This is a genomic window from Citrobacter europaeus (assembly GCA_020099315.1).
Classification (GTDB): Bacteria; Pseudomonadota; Gammaproteobacteria; order Enterobacterales; family Enterobacteriaceae; genus Citrobacter; species Citrobacter europaeus.
In genome coordinates, this window is the sequence record CP083650.1 from 1,120,719 (window position 1) to 1,137,925 (window position 17,207).

20 protein-coding genes and 1 other RNA gene are annotated in these 17,207 nt (G+C 51.6%); 11 read left to right on the forward strand and 10 right to left on the reverse strand.

The window, feature by feature from the left end; genetic code table 11:
- Nucleotides 1-29: 29 nt before the first annotated feature.
- Nucleotides 30-368, forward strand: a complete 339-nt coding sequence (gene glnK, locus LA337_05210) for a P-II family nitrogen regulator (GenBank protein ID UBI17099.1) — start codon at nt 30-32, stop codon at nt 366-368.
- A gap of 31 nt (nt 369-399) precedes the next feature.
- Entirely contained in the window at nt 400-1,686 is a 1,287-nt protein-coding gene (gene amtB / locus LA337_05215; protein ID UBI17100.1) for an ammonium transporter AmtB, read from the forward strand.
- 50 nt (nt 1,687-1,736) lie between these two features.
- Here the strand turns inward: amtB and tesB are convergent, their stop codons facing one another.
- Entirely contained in the window at nt 1,737-2,597 is an 861-nt protein-coding gene (gene tesB, locus LA337_05220) for an acyl-CoA thioesterase II (protein UBI17101.1), read from the reverse strand.
- Between the two features lie 212 nt (nt 2,598-2,809).
- Between tesB and LA337_05225 the strand changes: the two genes are divergently transcribed.
- Nucleotides 2,810-3,379, forward strand: coding sequence for a YbaY family lipoprotein (locus tag LA337_05225; protein ID UBI17102.1), 570 nt, complete (start codon nt 2,810-2,812; stop codon nt 3,377-3,379).
- A gap of 31 nt (nt 3,380-3,410) precedes the next feature.
- On the opposite strand, the gene LA337_05230 is transcribed toward LA337_05225, so the two are convergent.
- Complete coding sequence (locus LA337_05230; protein ID UBI17103.1) at nt 3,411-3,725, reverse strand: MGMT family protein; 315 nt, start codon at nt 3,723-3,725, stop codon at nt 3,411-3,413.
- Nucleotides 3,726-3,884: 159 nt separating this feature from the next.
- Between LA337_05230 and ffs the strand changes: the two genes are divergently transcribed.
- From ffs to LA337_05245, 3 genes are all read left to right on the forward strand, one after another.
- Nucleotides 3,885-3,981: signal recognition particle sRNA small type (gene ffs, locus LA337_05235), an RNA gene on the forward strand.
- Between the two features lie 197 nt (nt 3,982-4,178).
- Nucleotides 4,179-4,430 (forward strand): hypothetical protein, encoded by a 252-nt coding sequence (locus LA337_05240; GenBank protein UBI17104.1) that lies wholly within the window; start codon nt 4,179-4,181, stop codon nt 4,428-4,430.
- Complete coding sequence (locus LA337_05245) at nt 4,427-4,645, forward strand: hypothetical protein (GenBank protein ID UBI17105.1); 219 nt, start codon at nt 4,427-4,429, stop codon at nt 4,643-4,645. Before LA337_05240 ends, LA337_05245 begins: the two co-directional genes overlap by 4 nt.
- Nucleotides 4,646-4,704: 59 nt before the next feature.
- Here LA337_05245 and LA337_05250 read toward each other — a convergent pair whose 3' ends face one another.
- On the reverse strand, nt 4,705-6,132 hold the full coding sequence (locus tag LA337_05250; protein ID UBI17106.1) for a PLP-dependent aminotransferase family protein: 1,428 nt from the start codon (nt 6,130-6,132) through the stop codon (nt 4,705-4,707).
- Nucleotides 6,133-6,218: 86 nt separating this feature from the next.
- On the opposite strand from LA337_05250, the gene LA337_05255 reads away from it, so the two are divergent.
- Together LA337_05255 and LA337_05260 are read left to right on the forward strand one after the other, a co-directional pair.
- Nucleotides 6,219-6,848: a hypothetical protein gene (locus LA337_05255; GenBank protein ID UBI17107.1), complete on the forward strand. Its 630-nt coding sequence runs from the start codon at nt 6,219-6,221 to the stop codon at nt 6,846-6,848.
- A gap of 64 nt (nt 6,849-6,912) precedes the next feature.
- The gene (locus LA337_05260) at nt 6,913-7,266 is read left to right on the forward strand and encodes a DUF1428 family protein (protein ID UBI17108.1); all 354 of its coding nucleotides are present in this window, start codon (nt 6,913-6,915) and stop codon (nt 7,264-7,266) included.
- Nucleotides 7,267-7,317: 51 nt separating this feature from the next.
- On the opposite strand, the gene LA337_05265 is transcribed toward LA337_05260, so the two are convergent.
- Nucleotides 7,318-8,871, reverse strand: coding sequence for an EAL domain-containing protein (locus LA337_05265; protein UBI17109.1), 1,554 nt, complete (start codon nt 8,869-8,871; stop codon nt 7,318-7,320).
- Between the two features lie 188 nt (nt 8,872-9,059).
- Between LA337_05265 and LA337_05270 the strand changes: the two genes are divergently transcribed.
- Both LA337_05270 and ykgO read left to right on the forward strand, forming a co-directional pair.
- A complete protein-coding gene (locus LA337_05270) occupies nt 9,060-9,320 on the forward strand; it encodes a type B 50S ribosomal protein L31 (GenBank protein ID UBI17110.1) in 261 nt (86 codons plus the stop codon).
- A 1-nt stretch (nt 9,321) separates the two neighbouring features.
- Nucleotides 9,322-9,462: a type B 50S ribosomal protein L36 gene (ykgO, locus tag LA337_05275; GenBank protein UBI17111.1), complete on the forward strand. Its 141-nt coding sequence runs from the start codon at nt 9,322-9,324 to the stop codon at nt 9,460-9,462.
- A 79-nt stretch (nt 9,463-9,541) separates the two neighbouring features.
- Here the strand turns inward: ykgO and LA337_05280 are convergent, their stop codons facing one another.
- From LA337_05280 to acrA, 6 genes are all read right to left on the reverse strand, one after another.
- A complete protein-coding gene (locus tag LA337_05280) occupies nt 9,542-10,012 on the reverse strand; it encodes a YlaC family protein (GenBank protein UBI17112.1) in 471 nt (156 codons plus the stop codon).
- Between the two features lie 116 nt (nt 10,013-10,128).
- Nucleotides 10,129-10,680, reverse strand: coding sequence for a maltose O-acetyltransferase (maa, locus tag LA337_05285; GenBank protein UBI17113.1), 552 nt, complete (start codon nt 10,678-10,680; stop codon nt 10,129-10,131).
- A 180-nt stretch (nt 10,681-10,860) separates the two neighbouring features.
- Nucleotides 10,861-11,079, reverse strand: coding sequence for a hemolysin expression modulator Hha (gene hha, locus LA337_05290; GenBank protein UBI17114.1), 219 nt, complete (start codon nt 11,077-11,079; stop codon nt 10,861-10,863).
- Between the two features lie 27 nt (nt 11,080-11,106).
- The gene (gene tomB / locus LA337_05295; protein ID UBI17115.1) at nt 11,107-11,481 is read right to left on the reverse strand and encodes an Hha toxicity modulator TomB; all 375 of its coding nucleotides are present in this window, start codon (nt 11,479-11,481) and stop codon (nt 11,107-11,109) included.
- Between the two features lie 488 nt (nt 11,482-11,969).
- Nucleotides 11,970-15,119: an efflux RND transporter permease AcrB gene (acrB, locus tag LA337_05300; GenBank protein ID UBI17116.1), complete on the reverse strand. Its 3,150-nt coding sequence runs from the start codon at nt 15,117-15,119 to the stop codon at nt 11,970-11,972.
- A gap of 22 nt (nt 15,120-15,141) precedes the next feature.
- On the reverse strand, nt 15,142-16,335 hold the full coding sequence (gene acrA / locus LA337_05305) for a multidrug efflux RND transporter periplasmic adaptor subunit AcrA (GenBank protein ID UBI17117.1): 1,194 nt from the start codon (nt 16,333-16,335) through the stop codon (nt 15,142-15,144).
- Between the two features lie 141 nt (nt 16,336-16,476).
- Here acrA and acrR point away from each other — a divergent pair, with 141 nt between their 5' ends.
- Complete coding sequence (acrR, locus tag LA337_05310) at nt 16,477-17,127, forward strand: multidrug efflux transporter transcriptional repressor AcrR (GenBank protein ID UBI17118.1); 651 nt, start codon at nt 16,477-16,479, stop codon at nt 17,125-17,127.
- The last annotated feature ends 80 nt before the right edge of the window (nt 17,128-17,207 follow it).

Genomic DNA, 17,207 nt, shown 5'->3' on the forward strand with positions numbered 1-17,207 from the left:
CACTACTGAATTCTGACTGGAGGGGATCTATGAAGCTGGTTACCGTGGTAATCAAACCGTTCAAACTGGAAGACGTCCGTGAAGCACTGTCGTCTATTGGTATTCAGGGGCTGACCGTCACCGAAGTGAAGGGGTTTGGCCGACAGAAAGGTCATGCTGAGCTGTACCGTGGGGCTGAATATAGCGTCAATTTTCTGCCAAAGGTGAAGATTGATGTGGCGATTGCCGACGACCAACTGGATGGCGTGATTGATGTCATCAGTAAGGCGGCATACACCGGAAAAATTGGCGACGGCAAAATCTTCGTCGCCGAGCTGCAACGTGTGATTCGTATTCGTACCGGCGAAGCCGACGAAGCCGCACTGTAACTTCTGGCACACAGTGATAGGAAACCAAAAAATGAAGATAGCAACGATGAAAACGGGTATTGCCTCACTGGCGCTACTGCCGGGACTGGCGATGGCGGCACCGGCGGTTGCGGATAAAGCAGATAACGCTTTTATGATGATCTGTACCGCGCTGGTGCTGTTTATGACTATCCCTGGCATTGCGCTGTTCTACGGCGGTTTGATTCGCGGTAAGAACGTGCTGTCGATGCTGACTCAGGTAACAGTGACATTCGCTCTGGTTTGTATTTTATGGGTAGTTTATGGCTACTCGCTGGCCTTTGGCGAAGGGAATAATTTCTTCGGCAACTTCAACTGGGTATTGCTGAAGAACATCGCGTTGACGGCGGTCACGGGGAGTTTCTACCAGTACATTCACGTTGCTTTTCAGGGTTCGTTCGCCTGTATTACCGTTGGGCTGATTGTCGGGGCGCTGGCTGAGCGTATTCGCTTCTCTGCGGTGCTGATTTTCGTGGTGGTGTGGTTAACGCTGTCGTATATCCCGATTGCCCATATGGTCTGGGGCGGCGGCTTGCTGGCTTCCCATGGCGCGCTGGATTTTGCCGGCGGAACGGTCGTGCACATCAACGCGGCGATAGCCGGTCTGGTTGGTGCGTATCTGATTGGCAAACGCGTCGGTTTTGGCAAAGAAGCCTTTAAACCGCACAACCTGCCAATGGTCTTCACCGGCACCGCTATTCTCTACATTGGTTGGTTTGGCTTTAATGCCGGTTCAGCGGGAACGGCGAATGAGATCGCCGCACTGGCCTTCGTCAATACCGTGGTCGCCACCGCTGCTGCCATTCTCGGATGGATCTTCGGTGAATGGGCGCTGCGTGGCAAACCGTCTCTGCTGGGCGCTTGTTCTGGCGCTATTGCGGGTCTGGTAGGCGTAACACCGGCATGTGGCTACATTGGTGTCGGCGGCGCGCTGATTATCGGTGTCGTTGCGGGGCTGGCTGGCCTGTGGGGCGTAACCATGCTGAAGCGTTTTCTGCGCGTGGACGATCCGTGCGACGTGTTTGGCGTTCACGGCGTGTGCGGCATTGTTGGTTGCATCCTGACCGGCGTTTTCGCTGCCAGCTCTCTGGGCGGCGTGGGCTTTGCTGAGGGCGTGACCATGGGGCATCAGCTGCTGGTGCAACTGGAAAGCGTGGCGATCACCATCGTCTGGTCCGGCGTGGTGGCCTTCATTGGCTATAAGCTGGCGGATATGACGGTGGGTCTGCGCGTACCGGAAGAACAGGAACGCGAAGGTCTGGATGTGAACAGTCACGGCGAAAACGCCTACAACGCTTGATGTTTCAATCTGCCGGATGGCAACGCTTTTGCGCCACCATCCGGTAATTCTTAATTGCGATTACGCATTACCCCTTCCTGCACGGTAGAGGCGACCAGCACACCGTCCTGGGTATAAAACTCCCCGCGAACAAAGCCCCTGGCTCCGGAGGCCGAAGTGCTCTCGACGTTATACAGCAGCCACTCATTGATATTGAATGGACGGTGGAACCACATTGAATGGTCAATGGTAGCGATCTGAATCCCTTTTTCCAGGAAGCCAATCCCGTAAGGCTGCAACGCTACAGGCAGGAAGTTCAGGTCTGAGGCATAACCCAGCAGATACTGATGGACGCGCAGATCGTCCTGCAGTTCGCCGTTAGCGCGGATCCAGACCTGGCGCGCCGGAGGTGCGACGTGACCTTTTAAGGGGTTATGAAACTCTACCGGACGCACTTCCAATGGACGATCGTTGATAAATTTTTCTTTCAACAGCGGAGGCAGCAAATGCGCCACTGAGCGGGCAATTTCCGTTTCTGATTTCAACTCATCGGGACCCGGCGCATCCGGCATGGTTTTCTGATGTTCAAATCCGTCTTCCGGTGCCTGAAAAGAGGCGGTCATATAAAAAATGGGTTTACCATTCTGGATCGCGGCAACGCGGCGTGCGCTGAAGCTGTTACCATCACGCAGGACTTCTACATCATAGATGATGGGCTTCTGGCTATCGCCGGGACGTAAAAAGTAGCTGTGAAAAGAGTGCACCAGACGCTCTTCTGGTACGGTTTCTTTGGCGGCATACAGCGCCTGACCGACAACCTGCCCCCCAAAAACCTGACGTAACCCTAAGTCTTCACTTTGGCCCCGAAAGAGTCCTTCTTCAATTTTTTCCAAATTTAACAATGTCAGCAAATTTTTCAGCGCCAGACTCATACGTGCTCTCCAGGTAATATCGATCTCGCAGCGAGGTAGGCAGAGTATAACGCAATTTTGAAAGTGGTCCGATGGGTGCAATTGTCTGAATTACTGGCCTATTACAGGCAAAAATAGCTGTCTTGTGCCACACTTAGTCACGTTATGTTTTTGTTAACCACTCTTCTGGCGGGGAAAGTTCTCGCTGGTGCATAGATGATAAGGAGAATTTAATGAAACTCGTGCACATGGTAAGTGGTTTAGCGGTTGCGGTCGCTCTGGCAGCCTGCGCCGATAAAAGTGCTGATATTCAGACGCCTGCGCCAAGCCCTAATACGTCAATTTCTGACACACAGTCTAAAATTCAACAACCGAATGTTTCCGGTACGGTATGGATCCGCCAGAAAGTGGCCTTGCCACCCGATGCGGTGCTGACCGTTACGCTGTCGGATGCTTCACTGGCCGATGCGCCGTCAAAAGTGCTGTCGCAAAAAGCGGTCCGTACTGAAGGTAAACAGGCGCCATTCAGCTTCGTATTACCGTTTAACCCGGCAGATATTCAGCCTAACGCTCGTATTCTGCTGAGTGCGGCGATTACGGTGAATGATAAACTGGTCTTTATTACTGATACCGTTCAGACGGTCATTAATCAGGGTGGTAAAAAAGCCGACCTGACGCTGGTGCCTGTACAGCAAACAGCAGTACCGGTTCAGGCGAGCGGTGGGGCGACAACCACGGTACCGTCAACGTCACCAACCCAGGTGAATCCGTCGTCTGCGGTTCCAGCTCCCACGCAGTACTAAGGCAGTTGTAACCCTCTCCGCCAGGAGAGGGTTAGTACACCCAGCGATAGCGCTGTAAATCGATCTGTCCGCTTCCTGAAACCACTATTCCTTCTGCCAGCAGCGCCTGACGCTGTCGTTGCAGATCGGGACCCGTCAGCGAAATAGCTCCGTGGCGATTAACCACCCGATGCCAGGGGAGAGTGCTGCCTTCAGGTAGACGCTTGAGCACGCCGCCTACCTGGCGCGCAGCACGCGGCGAACCGGCAAGCCTGGCAACATCGCCATAGGTAGTGACGAAACCTTCGGGGATTGACGCGACGATTTGCCAGACGCGTTGGGGGAAAGTGTCTTGTATATCCATCATTTATTCCTGCGCTAATCCTCCAGCATAATGCCGAAAAGCGAAGGAGTGAAGCCGCATTGCGCAAGAAAACAGCATCCGATGCTGGATGGGTTGCAATTACAGGGTGCAGCAGTGATAATGCGCCTGCGCGTTGGTTAACAACGCTCTCAATGGGGGCTCTGTTGGTTCTCCCGCAACACTACTCTGTTTACCAGGTCAGGTCCGGAAGGAAGCAGCCAAGGCAGATGACGTGTGTGCCGGGATGTAGCTGGCAGGGCCCCCACCCATTTCTGCCGTCCGATATTTCCCTTCTGTTTATCTTCTTTTCTTTGTCATCGTAATGTCATTTTATTGTCATCAAATGCTGTCAATGTGTTTCGGGGATGTTATTTGATGCTTTTGCCGCCGCCATCGCGCTGTAACGACATGGTCTTACATTCGGTGTGTTTTGGCTGACCACAAGGATTTTCTACGATGTCGACCGCTGTATTGAATGTCAAAATTGATGAGGCGCTAAAAGAAAAGCTTCGCCATTACGCTGAAGTACATAATGAAAATTTAAGTATTGCGACGGAAAAACTACTGCTGATCGCATTTTCCGCCGTTGAAGAGGCGGGAGTCTCCGCTGAGGATATCGATAGCCAGCACACGGAAGAATCCGTAGTTGAAGCACTGACTCCTAAAGAAATCAAAGCATTGCGAAGATTACTGAAGAAGAAAAAATGAAACAACAATCGCTATCAACCGCCTGTAATTACGGCGAAGCCTGTGAAATGCTGCGCTCCGGTTATGTGAAACATGTTCGTCTGAGCTGGAACGTCGGCAGCGATGAGTTCTTCCGTATCGCCTCCGACTGGTGTGATGCCGGGGCAAAGATTAAGAAGGATGGTGAGAATTTCGTGATTTCCCTGAAGGGGTTCCCGGTACCTCCTCAGCGCTAATATTGCAGGGGCATCCTCGTCCATCACGGCATTCAAAGACGAGTCCTTTGACTCGTCGTTTAGATTATTTTACGCATTTTCCCGCTGCTGGCCTGCAAACGCAGATTATCCCAAATGGGTTGCAATACCTGGAAGGCGGCACGCGTTGTGTCATCCGGTAACGTGAAAGGCATACGCAAAAAGCGGTCGAATGCGCCATCAAGGCCAAACCGCGTACCGGTTCCCAACTGAATGCCAGCGCTTTCGGCGCGCGTAGCGAACAGTGTTGCCAGCGTATCGGGCAGTTCAACCCAGAAAGAGAGCCCTCCCTGCGGCTGGGTAAATTGCCATTCCGGGAAATGTGAGTTCATCAGGTCCGAGCACAGATCTCGCTGGGATGTGAGCAGGCGTCTTCTGTCAGGAAGAAAGTCGGCGGCGTTATCCAGTAGCCAACTGGTGGCGAGTTGTTCAAGCACCGGTGAGCCCAGGTCGAAGGTGTCGCGGGTTTGTACCAGCGCGGCAATGGTTCGCGCCGATGCCCGGATCCAGCCCAGACGTAATCCTCCCCAAAAGCTTTTCCCTGCCGAACCGAGCAGGATGATCGGCGCATCGCGGTTGAATGCGGCAAGCGGCGGCGGCGGCGGGGCGTCATACCACAGGTTCACCATGGTCTCATCGACCACCAACGTAGTGTGGGTTCTTTCAGCAATATCCGCCACGACCTGGCGAGTTGCGGCATCCATACAGCGTCCGGTCGGGTTGTGAAAGTCCGGCATCAGATAAGCCATTCTCGGTGCAGTTTGCGCAAGGGTGGCGACCAGGCCCGCCGTATCCCAACCGTGCTCGGGCAGCGACACGCCGACGGGGCGACATGATGCGCCTTGAATCGCGGCAATCGCCAGCGGATAAGTGGGGTGATCGACCACTACGCGATCGCCAGGGCCGGTGAGTAACCGCAGGATCAACGCCAGGCCACTGACCGCGCCGTTCACGACCATTATTTCATCTGGCTGTGTCGGGAGTCCGCGTTCGCAATAATGCCGGGCGATGGATTCACGCAAAACCGACAGCCCCTGCGGCAGATACCCGGAGCTCTGCAGGTGCTGCGGCATTGCGAACAGCGCCTGCTGGTAAGCCTGATGAATTTCGGGACCGGCGTTCAGCGCCGCCGTGGACAAATCAAGCGCGGTGCCGGTGCTGGTCCGGGTCGGCACATGGCGAATATGTTCCGCCAGTATCACCCGCGAGCCGCTACCATGACGACTTTCCAGATATCCCTCTTCACGCAACTGCGCCATAGCGCTGGCGATGGTAGTTCGACTTACTTGCAGAACGGCGGCGAGCTCGCGTTCACCCGGTAAGCGGCTATCCAGCGCCAGTCGACCATCGAGGATCAGTAAACGTAACGCTTCTGCCAGCTGTCGCCAGATGGGTGTTCGCGAGGGGCTTTCCTGCCAGTGTCCGAGCAGGCGCTGCAAAGACTGGCTTCCGTAACGGCGAGATGACATAGCAGTCCACTTTTTGAAAACTGGACATTAATCATAGTGCCAATTGCGGTGAAGATGAAAGTTATCTGATAGTGAGAGGGAAAAGCATGCTGCGTCGTTTACTTCAGCTGTTTATCGGGCTGACGCTGTACGGTGTGTCGACGGCGATGTTTGTCCGTGCCGATTTAGGGGCCGATCCGTGGAACGTGTTTCACCTGGGGGTGGCAAATTTACTGTCGATGAATATCGGCGTGGTGATTATTGCCGTGGGCGTGTTGGTACTGCTGGCGTGGATACCACTGCGCCAGCGCCCAGGGTTTGGCACGTTGAGCAACGTGATTATGATTGGGCTGGCGGCAGATGCCGCGCTGCTGGTGATTCCGGGATTTGAATCCCTGCTGGCGCGCAGCGGGCTGTTGGTGTCAGCGGTGATCCTGAATGCGTTAGCAACCAGTCTGTACATTGGTGCCGGTTTTGGCGCCGGTCCGCGTGACGGCCTGATGACCGGTATTCACGCGCGTACCGGCTGGCCAGTACGACGAATTCGAACCGCAATCGAAGTGTCGGTGCTGCTTATCGGTTGGTTGCTGGGAGGAACCGTTGGGTTAGGGACCGTGCTGTATGCACTGGCTATCGGGCCGCTCATTCAGATTTGCCTGCCATGGTTTCGCCATCAGCCGCAGGCGCGTATTCGCATCAGGAATGCGCCTGGGGCACGATCGCCTGCTGGCGACTAAACTTAACCTCGACTGACGCGGCCGGAATCGGCTTGCCGCGCAGTACACTTCGGAGGTTTTTCTCATGAAGTATGTTGATGGCTTTGTGGTTGCCGTACCCGCTGAAAACAAGGAGGCGTACATTGCGATGGCGGCAAAAGCAGCTCCGCTTTTCAAGGAGTTCGGTGCATTGCGCGTGGTGGAGTGCTGGGCAGATGATGTCCCCGACGGCAAACTGACCGATTTTCGCATGGCGGTGAAAGCGCAGGATCATGAAGAAGTCGTATTCAGTTGGATTGAATACCCTTCCAAAGAGGTCCGCGATGCGGCAAATCAGAAGATGATGTCCGATCCCCGTATGAAGGAATTCGGTGAATCTATGCCATTTGATGGCAAGCGAATGATCTACGGTGGATTTGCGCCCATTATGGAAGAGTGATGTGACTGGCTGTGCGGCGTGCCGCCAGCCATCTCAACATCAACAGCCATGTTAAAGCCGTTTTTCTGCCCACAGAATAAATTCTGCTTTCGGCAGCGCTTTGCTGTAAAGCCACCCCTGACCGTACTGCACGCCGTGCTGGCGTAGCCAGGCTTCCTGATTCTCGGTTTCGATACCTTCCGCTACCATCTCCAGCTTCAGCGTTTTCGCTATCTCGATAATATGCGGCGTGACGTTGTTGTACTCCAGCGCATCGACGAACGATTTGTCTATCTTCAGGATGTCTACATCCAGATCCTGCAAATAGCTCAGGCTGGAATAGCCGGTACCAAAGTCATCAATATAAATTGAGTGACCCGCCTGACGGTATTTGGCAATAAACGGCGCGCTGTTTTTCGGGTCGGCAAATTCGCGTTCGGTGAGTTCCAGCGCGATTTGCGCAGGTTTTAGCTGCCAGTGGTTCACCTTCTGGCTTAACAGGGCAGGAAGCGTTTCGGAAGACAGATCGGCTGACTCAAGGTTGATGGAGATATGCTGCTCCGGATGCTGGCGCAGCCATTTTCCTAAATCATCAAATACGCTTTCAATAATCAAACGGGTGAGCTGTTCTGAGAGTCCGGTCTGCTGCGCCATGGCGACGAAGATTTCCGGCGACAGATAGCTCCCATCGGCTTGCTGCCAGCGAGCCAGCGCTTCTGCCCCGACCACTTTCCCCGTTTTGAGCGAGATAATCGGTTGGTAGTGGACTTTAATGTCCCGATGCTGGATAGCGTCCTGCAGCTGGTGATGGGGCGACTGTAAGCGGCGCAAAATGCGCAGTACAAAGGCGGCGGTGAGCAGGCCGATAAGAATACCTGCCGGGAGCCAGATCAGCGCCTGTCGGTGCCAGGTTTTTTGCAATGGCAGGGTGGAGGCCCAGGTTACGATAGTGATGCCCAGCTCCGGGAAAGGGCGTGCGTTAAAAATGCTGCCATCTTTCTGAAAATGGGTAATCGAGCGTTCTTGCTGTACATGCTGCAAAACGTCCGAAGGCAGATCGGCGCTACTGGCAACCACGACGTTGCGCACGGTGCCAATGATAGTGACTTCAATTGGCCATGAGCCAAACGGGATGACGTCTATGAAAGAGCTCGGATCGACCATCACAACGTAATGTTCGCTCCCTAATGCCGCCATAAAGCGCTTAATCCCCAAATCGTTCTGCGTAGTAAGCCATGCGCGATATCCATCAGGCGTGACTTTCATTGCGGGGGGAAATGCGTCAGCCTGGCTTCTTTTTTCCAGAGATGAGCATTGCGGAACGTTATCTTTGAGGTACAGCACTTCCTGAATATAGCGATAGCTATATGACAAACGACGCATTTCCAGCAGATGCTCTTCACTACAAGGCACCCCCTGAAAGGCTTCAATATGGCGTAATGCTTTCCTGGCCTGCTCGCCTACGCGTTCCGTGCGTAATGCGACTCGCGTTGAGAACATATCGAGTTCATCGATAAATTTCGTTTCGACCTGACGATGTGCCAGCCACAAGCTTAAACCTACGGGCGCGAGGATGGAAAGAAACAGTACCCCTGTCACCAGGCTTATCAGATGTCGTGTTGTCACAGTGATATCCTTATTAACACAGCGTAGGGAAAGTATATCCGAAAGCCGAAAAAGCTATTCGATTGGCATCATATATTTACGGCCACTTATCATCCTGTTTAACTCTCTGTAGCGTAAATCAGGTTGTGGTTTGTACAAGAGTGGTGTATTTTGCTGGTTATGTTATAACGTAACAAATTGGGGTTGCCATGAAACCGGATATTCATCCTTTTTACCGTACCGTGGTGTTTCACGATACCAGTGCCAATGAGTTCTTTAAGGTCGGTTCGACCATCAAGACTGAGCGTGAGATTGAGTTTGAGGGGAAAATGTACCCATACGTGACCCTGGATATCTCTTCCAAATCGCATCCGTACTATACCGGGAAACAAAAAACCTTTGATAACGAAGGCAGCGCAGCTCGTTTCCAGAAACGTTTTGGCCATTTTATTGGCGCTAAGCGAGGTTAAGATGCAGGTACTCAATTCACTTCGCAGTGCGAAACAGCGCCATCCTGACTGCCAGATAGTAAAGCGCAAAGGGCGTTTGTACGTTATCTGCAAAACGAACCCACGCTTTAAAGCGGTACAGGGGCGTAAAAAAAGACGTTAGTTTCTTTGCCAGCATTTCAGGGACTAAAGTGCGTTTCCTCCACAGGGACGCACTTTTTTTATCTGTACTGAGGCCGCCTTTACTGGCTGGTCTGGGGGCGGGTTAGGGTAAAGACATCGTAAAACGAGAGTTCGCCCTTACGCGATATCATTTTTTGCAGCTGTGCTTTATGTTCACTATCGACGGAGGGTGAGTGCAGGATGGTGTCGATGAGTGAAGGGGGGACAAAGCGCGTGTTGTACCATTCGCCGTTGTAGCAAACTCTGAAATCCAGTACGTCGATATCTTCAAAGCGGTATCGCGGCGCAACGTCGAAAAAGAAAAACGCGTTGAGTATGACGAACAGAACCACCAGCAGCCATACTGAATCGACTAACGTTTCTGATTGTAGCATCACCGCCAGCGTGGCAAACCACGCAACATACATGCCGATGAACAGCCCTGGGTGTTTGCGAATAAAGCTGACGCTAAAGCGCGGTTTGTTGTCGCGCTTTTCGCGAATATTTAAGTCGTCGATTGTTTCAGTAAGCAGGCGCTGTATTTCTGTCATCTCTTGCCTTCGTGGTGTCTGCAAAATTCAAGTGTGATCGCCCTATTTTAAAAGGGGATACCTTTTGAAGAAAGTAACAGATTAACCACAATTTAGCATAACAGTTACATTTAAGATCACAGCGTTTTGATGATCCTCGCGGGATTGCCCCCAACCACGCTGTTGGCCGGAACGCTTTTAGTGACTACCGCGCCTGAGGCCACAACCACGTTATCTCCCAACGTTACGCCGGGGTTTATCACCGCGCGCCCACCTATCCAGACGTTGTTGCCAATCGTCACGGGTTTACCCAGCTCCATGCCGCTGTTTCGCTCGGTGGCATCCAGCGGATGGGTCGCGGTATAGATATGGACGCCCGGCGCTAACATGCAGTTGTCGCCAATATGGATCGGACAGACGTCGAGCATAACGCAGTCGAAGTTGGCGTAAAATTCTTTACCGAGATAGATGTTGTAGCCGTAATCGCAACGAAAAGAGGGTTCAATATAAGCGCCCTCGCTCTGACCCAACAGCTCATGCAGGATAGCTTGTCGCTCGCTTTTTTCATCGGGAGCGGTGTGATTGTAGCGATGGGTCAACTGACGAGCGCGTAGCCGGTCGTTGCGCAATGTTTCATCTGCCGGGCGATAAAGTTCACCGGCGATCATTTTTTGCTTTTCATTACTCATTACGAATTCCCTGTGTCCTGGAGATCATTTCAACACAGTAAAACGCAATGCCAGCAAGGGGAACGTTCCCGTTGTTTCGCTGTGATCGTAGTCACGTGATTTGAATTAAATAACTATTGTAAATACGAAAATGGTCAGCCAGACAAATGTACTGCTATACCTGACTTAACCCGTGAGCAATTAGCGAATGAATTTCCAAACAGAAGTTGGAATCTTGTCGTAGAGCTTATTCATAGTCAATTCAGCAAGGCGGTGATCTGCTGCTGAGTAAAATACAGCCAGTTCGTTGTCGGACAATTCATATTTATTTTTTTCAATAACGCGCTCAAGTGTGTCAATTGTCTGACAACGTCGCAGGCGCATCAAATAATCAGTTTTAGTTAATGGTTTATCGGACATAACTCTTACCTATGATTGTAATAATTTTTAACAAGACAAACTAACAGGATTAGCCCTGGTGGCATTGACAAAACAGCGAAACAGACGATTACCTGACTTCCGCCATTTCTGCAGATCCTGCGTATTAATACCATAACTGCTGAACAACATAAAAGTGTCATCCAGGTATTCATCTATCTGCGCAATCAGCTTATTGTCTTCATTGTACTTAATTTTATAATTAAGTGCGAAGGTTGCAATATGCTCTATCAGTTCATTGAGCTGCAAGCTGGTGGCAGAGGTAGGGTCATTAACCCAGCCATGGTTACTTTGTTCAAGGTTTGCAAGACAGTCATGATACAGGGTTTCGCAGAGAAATTTAAGCTGCGCGATATCATGTCTTTTGGGTGAGTATTCATCCATAACGCATCCCCTTCTTAGTGGCTTAAACTAACCGAACACCTTTCGGGATGGATACAACAAACTACCTGGAACTTGCCCGCGACTCCTGATGATTTAACTATAATCTACTCTAAAAAAGATTTCATCGTCATATCACGAAAAATTACAATTATGCAAAATTATGATGTCAGGTCATTTTTACATTTTAACAGATACGTACGGCTATTCGGAATGGGACAACTTCTTTATTCTTCGGGCAATCATCGGGTTATCTTGATTAGGTTTAGCAACGCAAGGTAACAGTTGACAATGCCAGTCAAAAGCTAGGAATAATCTTAATATTTATTAAAGTAAATAAGAACTCTCAATGTTTTTTAAGAATAGCCTTTAAGCCTACAGGGATTATATCGCTTATTTACCCCAGAGAAAATAAACGATATCGCAATAAGTGGTTTTTATGATTTTTCCAGAAAAAAGGCCGCTTGCGCGGCCTTATCTTTAGAGAGCTATCAATGATGGTCTACTGAGTGGCTATGCTCAACATCTTCGCTTTTGCGGCTAAAGCGGCGGCGTACCACCACAAAGAACACCGGAACAAAGAAGATAGCCAACACGGTTGCCGTTACCATCCCGCCCATTACGCCTGTACCTACTGCGTTCTGCGCGCCGGAGCCTGCGCCGGAGCTGATTACCAGCGGCATTACGCCCAGAATAAAGGCCAGCGATGTCATCAGGATTGGACGTAAACGCATACGTACCGCGTCCAGCGTCGCCTCTATCAGACCTTTACCTTCTTTATCCATCAAGTCTTTGGCGAATTCGACGATAAGTATCGCGTTCTTCGCCGACAACCCAATGGTTGTGAGCAGGCCTACCTGGAAGTAAACGTCGTTGGTCAGGCCGCGGAACGTCGCCGCCAGCAATGCGCCAATAACACCCAACGGTACTACCAGCATTACGGAGAACGGAATTGACCAGCTCTCGTACAATGCCGCCAGACACAGGAATACGACAATCAGTGAAATGGCATACAGGGCAGGGGCCTGGTTGCCGGACAGTCGTTCCTGGTAGGACATACCGGTCAAGTCATAGCCGATACCGGATGGCAGTTTACTGGCCAGTTGCTCCATCATTGCCATCGCTTCACCGGTACTTTTACCCGGTGCGGCCTGGCCTAAGATTTCCATAGAAGGCAGACCGTTATAGCGTTCCAGACGCGGTGAACCATATTCCCAACGTGAGGTAGAGAAGGCGGAGAACGGCACCATCTGCCCGTCGCTGCCGCGAACATACCAGTTGCCAATATCTTCCGGCAACATACGGTATTTCGCTTCAGACATGACGTAAACTTTCTTCACACGACCACGGTCGATGAAGTCATTCACGTAGCTTCCGCCCCATGCTGCACCCAGCGTTGTATTAATGTCACTAATGGAAACACCCAGAGCCTGCGCTTTTTCCTGATCGATATCGATCTTGAACTGCGGCGTATCTTCCAGACCGTTAGGACGTACGCCGACTAACAGATCGGGATGCTTCGCAACTTCACCAAACAGCTGGTTACGCGCCTGGGTTAGTTTCTCATGACCTAAACCTGCCTGGTCAATCAGCTGGAAGTCGAAACCGGTGGCGGTCCCTAACTCCACAATGGCTGGCAGGTTAAAGGCAAAGACCATTGCGTCTTTAATCTGCGAGAATGCGCCCATCGCACGTTGAGTAATCGCCTCAACCTTGTTCTCTTCGCCAGGACGTTCACTCCAGTCTTTCAGAGAAACGAACGCGATACCGGTGTTCTGACCACGACCAGCAAAGCCAAAGCCGTTAACGGCAAACACCGATTCAACGTTCGCTTTTTCTTTGGTCAGATAGTAATCCGTCATTTCGTCCAGCACCTTCTGGGTACGCTCTTGCGTTGCACCCGCTGGCAGCTGAGCCATTGACAGGAATACCCCCTGGTCTTCATCCGGCAGGAACGAGCTTGGCAGACGAACGAACAGATAGGCCATGCCCACGACGATTATCAGATACAGCGCCAGATAACGACCGGTGCTGCGCAGAATTCCGCCCACGCTGTCGGTGTAATGGTGCGTGCTCTTATCGAACATGCGGTTAAACCAGCCGAAGAAGCCTTTTTTGCCTTCTCCGTGATCGCCTTTAGCAATCGGTTTAAGCATGGTCGCACACAGGGCAGGGGTCAGAATCAATGCCACCAGGACTGACAGCGCCATCGCCGAAACAATGGTGATGGAGAACTGACGGTAAATTGCGCCGGTAGAACCCCCGAAGAAAGCCATCGGGATAAATACCGCTGACAGCACCATCGCGATACCAACCAGTGCGCCCTGAATCTGGCCCATCGATTTACGCGTTGCTTCCTTCGGCGGTAGCCCTTCCTCAGCCATTACACGTTCAACGTTCTCGACCACAACGATGGCATCATCCACCAACAGGCCGATGGCGAGCACCATCCCGAACATCGTCAGCGTGTTTATCGAGAAGCCGAAAATCGCAAGGACGGCAAACGTACCCAATAGCACCACCGGCACGGCGATAGTCGGAATCAGCGTCGCGCGGAAGTTCTGCAGGAACAGATACATTACCAGGAACACGAGAATGATTGCTTCCGCCAGCGTTTTCACTACTTCGTGAATAGAAATTTTCACGAACGGCGTGGTGTCATACGGATAAACGATCTTCAGACCTGACGGGAAGAACGGTTCCATCTTCTTCAGTTCTTCGCGGATAGCGTTGGCGGTGTCCAGGGCGTTAGCGCCTGTCGCCAGCTTGATACCCAGACCGGATGCAGGTTTACCGTTGAACTTCGCAATGATGTCGTAGTTCTCGCCACCCAGTTCGACTTTCGCTACGTCACGCAGACGCACCTGAGAACCGTCCTGATTCACTTTCAGCAAAATTTTGCTGAACTCATCGGCAGAGGTCAGACGGGTTTGCGCGATGATCGACGCGTTAAGCTGCTGGCCTTTCACCGGCGGCGTACCGCCTAACTGACCGGCTGCAACCTGGGCGTTCTGCGCTTTGATGGCGCTGATCACATCAACCGGCGTCAGTTGGAAGTTATTCAGTTTGTTCGGATCCATCCAGATACGCATCGCGTACTGGGAACCGAACAACTGAACGTCACCCACACCTGAAGTACGGCTGATGGCGTCCTTCATGTTGGCGCCCACGTAGTCGGAAATATCCTCCTGCGTCATGGTGCCGTTGGTGTTGATAACACCGACAACCATCAGGAAGCTGCTGGATGATTTCTCAACGCTCACGCCCTGTTGTTGTACTTCCTGCGGCAAAAGCGGCATTGCCAGCTGCAGTTTGTTCTGCACCTGTACCTGTGCGATATCCGCGTCAGTACCAGACTGGAAGGTTAGGGTGATCTGCACGGTACCCGTGGAGTCACTGTTTGAGGACATGTACATCAGGTTATCGATACCGTTCATATTCTGTTCGATAACCTGCGTAACAGTATCCTGTACTGTTTTGGCATCAGCGCCAGGATAGGTCGCGGAGATCGTCACTGCAGGCGGTGCAATAGTTGGATATTGCGCTACCGGCAATTTGAGGATCGCGAGCCCCCCTGCCAACATGATGATAATGGCGATCACCCACGCAAATATTGGGCGATCGATAAAGAAATTAGGCATGTCTTAACGGCTCCTGTTTAAGTTAAGACTTGGACTGTTCAGGCTGGCTACCGCTTGCTGCTTGCTGGTTGTTATCAGCGGTGATTTCCTGCGCTTTTACCTGCGCGCCAGGACGTACTTTTTGCAGCCCAGTGACAATCACGCGGTCGCCCGGTTTAAGTCCATCAGTGACTAACCATTTGTCGCCAATCGCTTGTGAGGCGACAATTTGACGAGTTTCAACTTTGTCGTCTGCACCGACAACCAATGCACTGGCATCGCCACGCGGTGTGCGGGTAACGCCTTGCTGTGGAACCAGTAATGCAGTTGGGTTAGTCCCTTCTTCCAGACGTGCGCGAACGAACATACCTGGCAGTAAGGTGTGATCCGGGTTAGGGAAGATTGCGCGTAACGTAATCGATCCGGTGGTTTGATCAACCGTCACATCAGAAAATTCCAGCGTACCGGACTGCGGGAATTTAATACCGTCATTGGTCACCAGTTCGACTTTCGCTTTACCGTTTTCTTGCTTCAGCGTGCCGTTGGCCAACTCTTGTTTCAGGCGCAGGAAGTCGTTACTTGACTGCGTCACGTCCACATAGATTGGGTCAAGCTGCTGAACGGTCGCCAGTGCGGTCGCCTGACCATTTTGCACCAGAGCGCCTTCAGTAACGGATGACTTACCAATGCGGCCGCTGATCGGCGACGTCACTTTGGTATAGGCCAGATTGATGCGTGCAGTTTCTACCGCGGCTTTCGCGGCGACAACGGCGGCGTTCGCCTGCTGTGCGTCTGCCAGCGCGCTATCGTAATCCTGTTGACTAATGTACTTAGTCCCCAACAGTTTCTGATAACGTTTGACCGTCAGTTGAGCGATATTTGCTGCGGCTTGTGCTTTGGCCAGATCGCCTTTTGCGCTTTCATAAGCGGCCTGGTAAGTAGCAGGATCAATCTGATAGAGAGATACACCCGCTTCGATGTCACCACCTTCCGTGAAATTACGCTTCAGGATAATACCGCTAACCTGAGGACGAACTTCAGCAATGCGATACGCACTGGTGCGACCCGGGAGTTCGGTTGTTATCTGTAGAGGTTCAGTTTTGAGCGTAACAACTCCAACCTCTGGCATCTGCTGGCCCCCTTGTTGGGCCTGTTTGTCGTCACATCCTGTTAGCGCTAAGCTGCCTGAGAGCATCAGAACGACTGCCAGAGGCGTTAACCCTCTGTTTTTGTTCATATGTAAACCTCGAGTGTCCGATTTCAAATTGATCAATGGCTAAAAGCCCATAAACCCATTGCTGCGTTTATATTATCGTCGTGCTATGGTACATACATTCACAAATGTATGTAAATCTAACGCCTGTAAATTCACTGACCTATGGCACGAAAAACCAAACAACAAGCACAGGAAACACGACAGCACATTCTCGATGTCGCTCTGCGTTTGTTTTCGCAACAAGGGGTATCATCCACCTCGCTTGCGGAGATCGCAAAAGCCGCTGGTGTCACGCGCGGCGCAATCTATTGGCATTTCAAAAACAAATCGGATTTATTCAGTGAAATCTGGGAGCTAGCAAAACCTAACATTGATGAGTTAGAGATTGAGTATCAGGCAAAATTCCCCGACGATCCACTATCAGTATTAAGAGAAATTTTAATTTACGTTCTTGAAGCTACCGTGACAGAAGAACGCCGACGTTTGTTGTTGGAAATTATATTCCACAAATGCGAATTTGTCGGGGAAATGGCCTCTGTTCAGTTAGCTCAACGTAGTCTGTGTATTGAAAATTACGACCGTATCGAACAAACATTGCGGCACTGCATGAATGCCAACATGCTGCCAGAAAATTTGAACACGCGTCGCGTGGCGGTGCTGCTGCGTAGCTACGTTACCGGAATTATAGAGAACTGGTTATTTGCCCCAGAATCTTTTGATCTGAAAAAAGAGGCCCGGGAATACATCGCTGTACTGCTGGAGATGTGTCTTCTCTGCCCAAGCCTGCGGGTTAACGTGGCGAAAACCTGCTAACGCTTTGGGTCTGGACCAGGAATTCTCCTGGTCGTTTTGCCTGCTGCTATTCTGCCGGTCACAGCCGTGATATTCTTGCC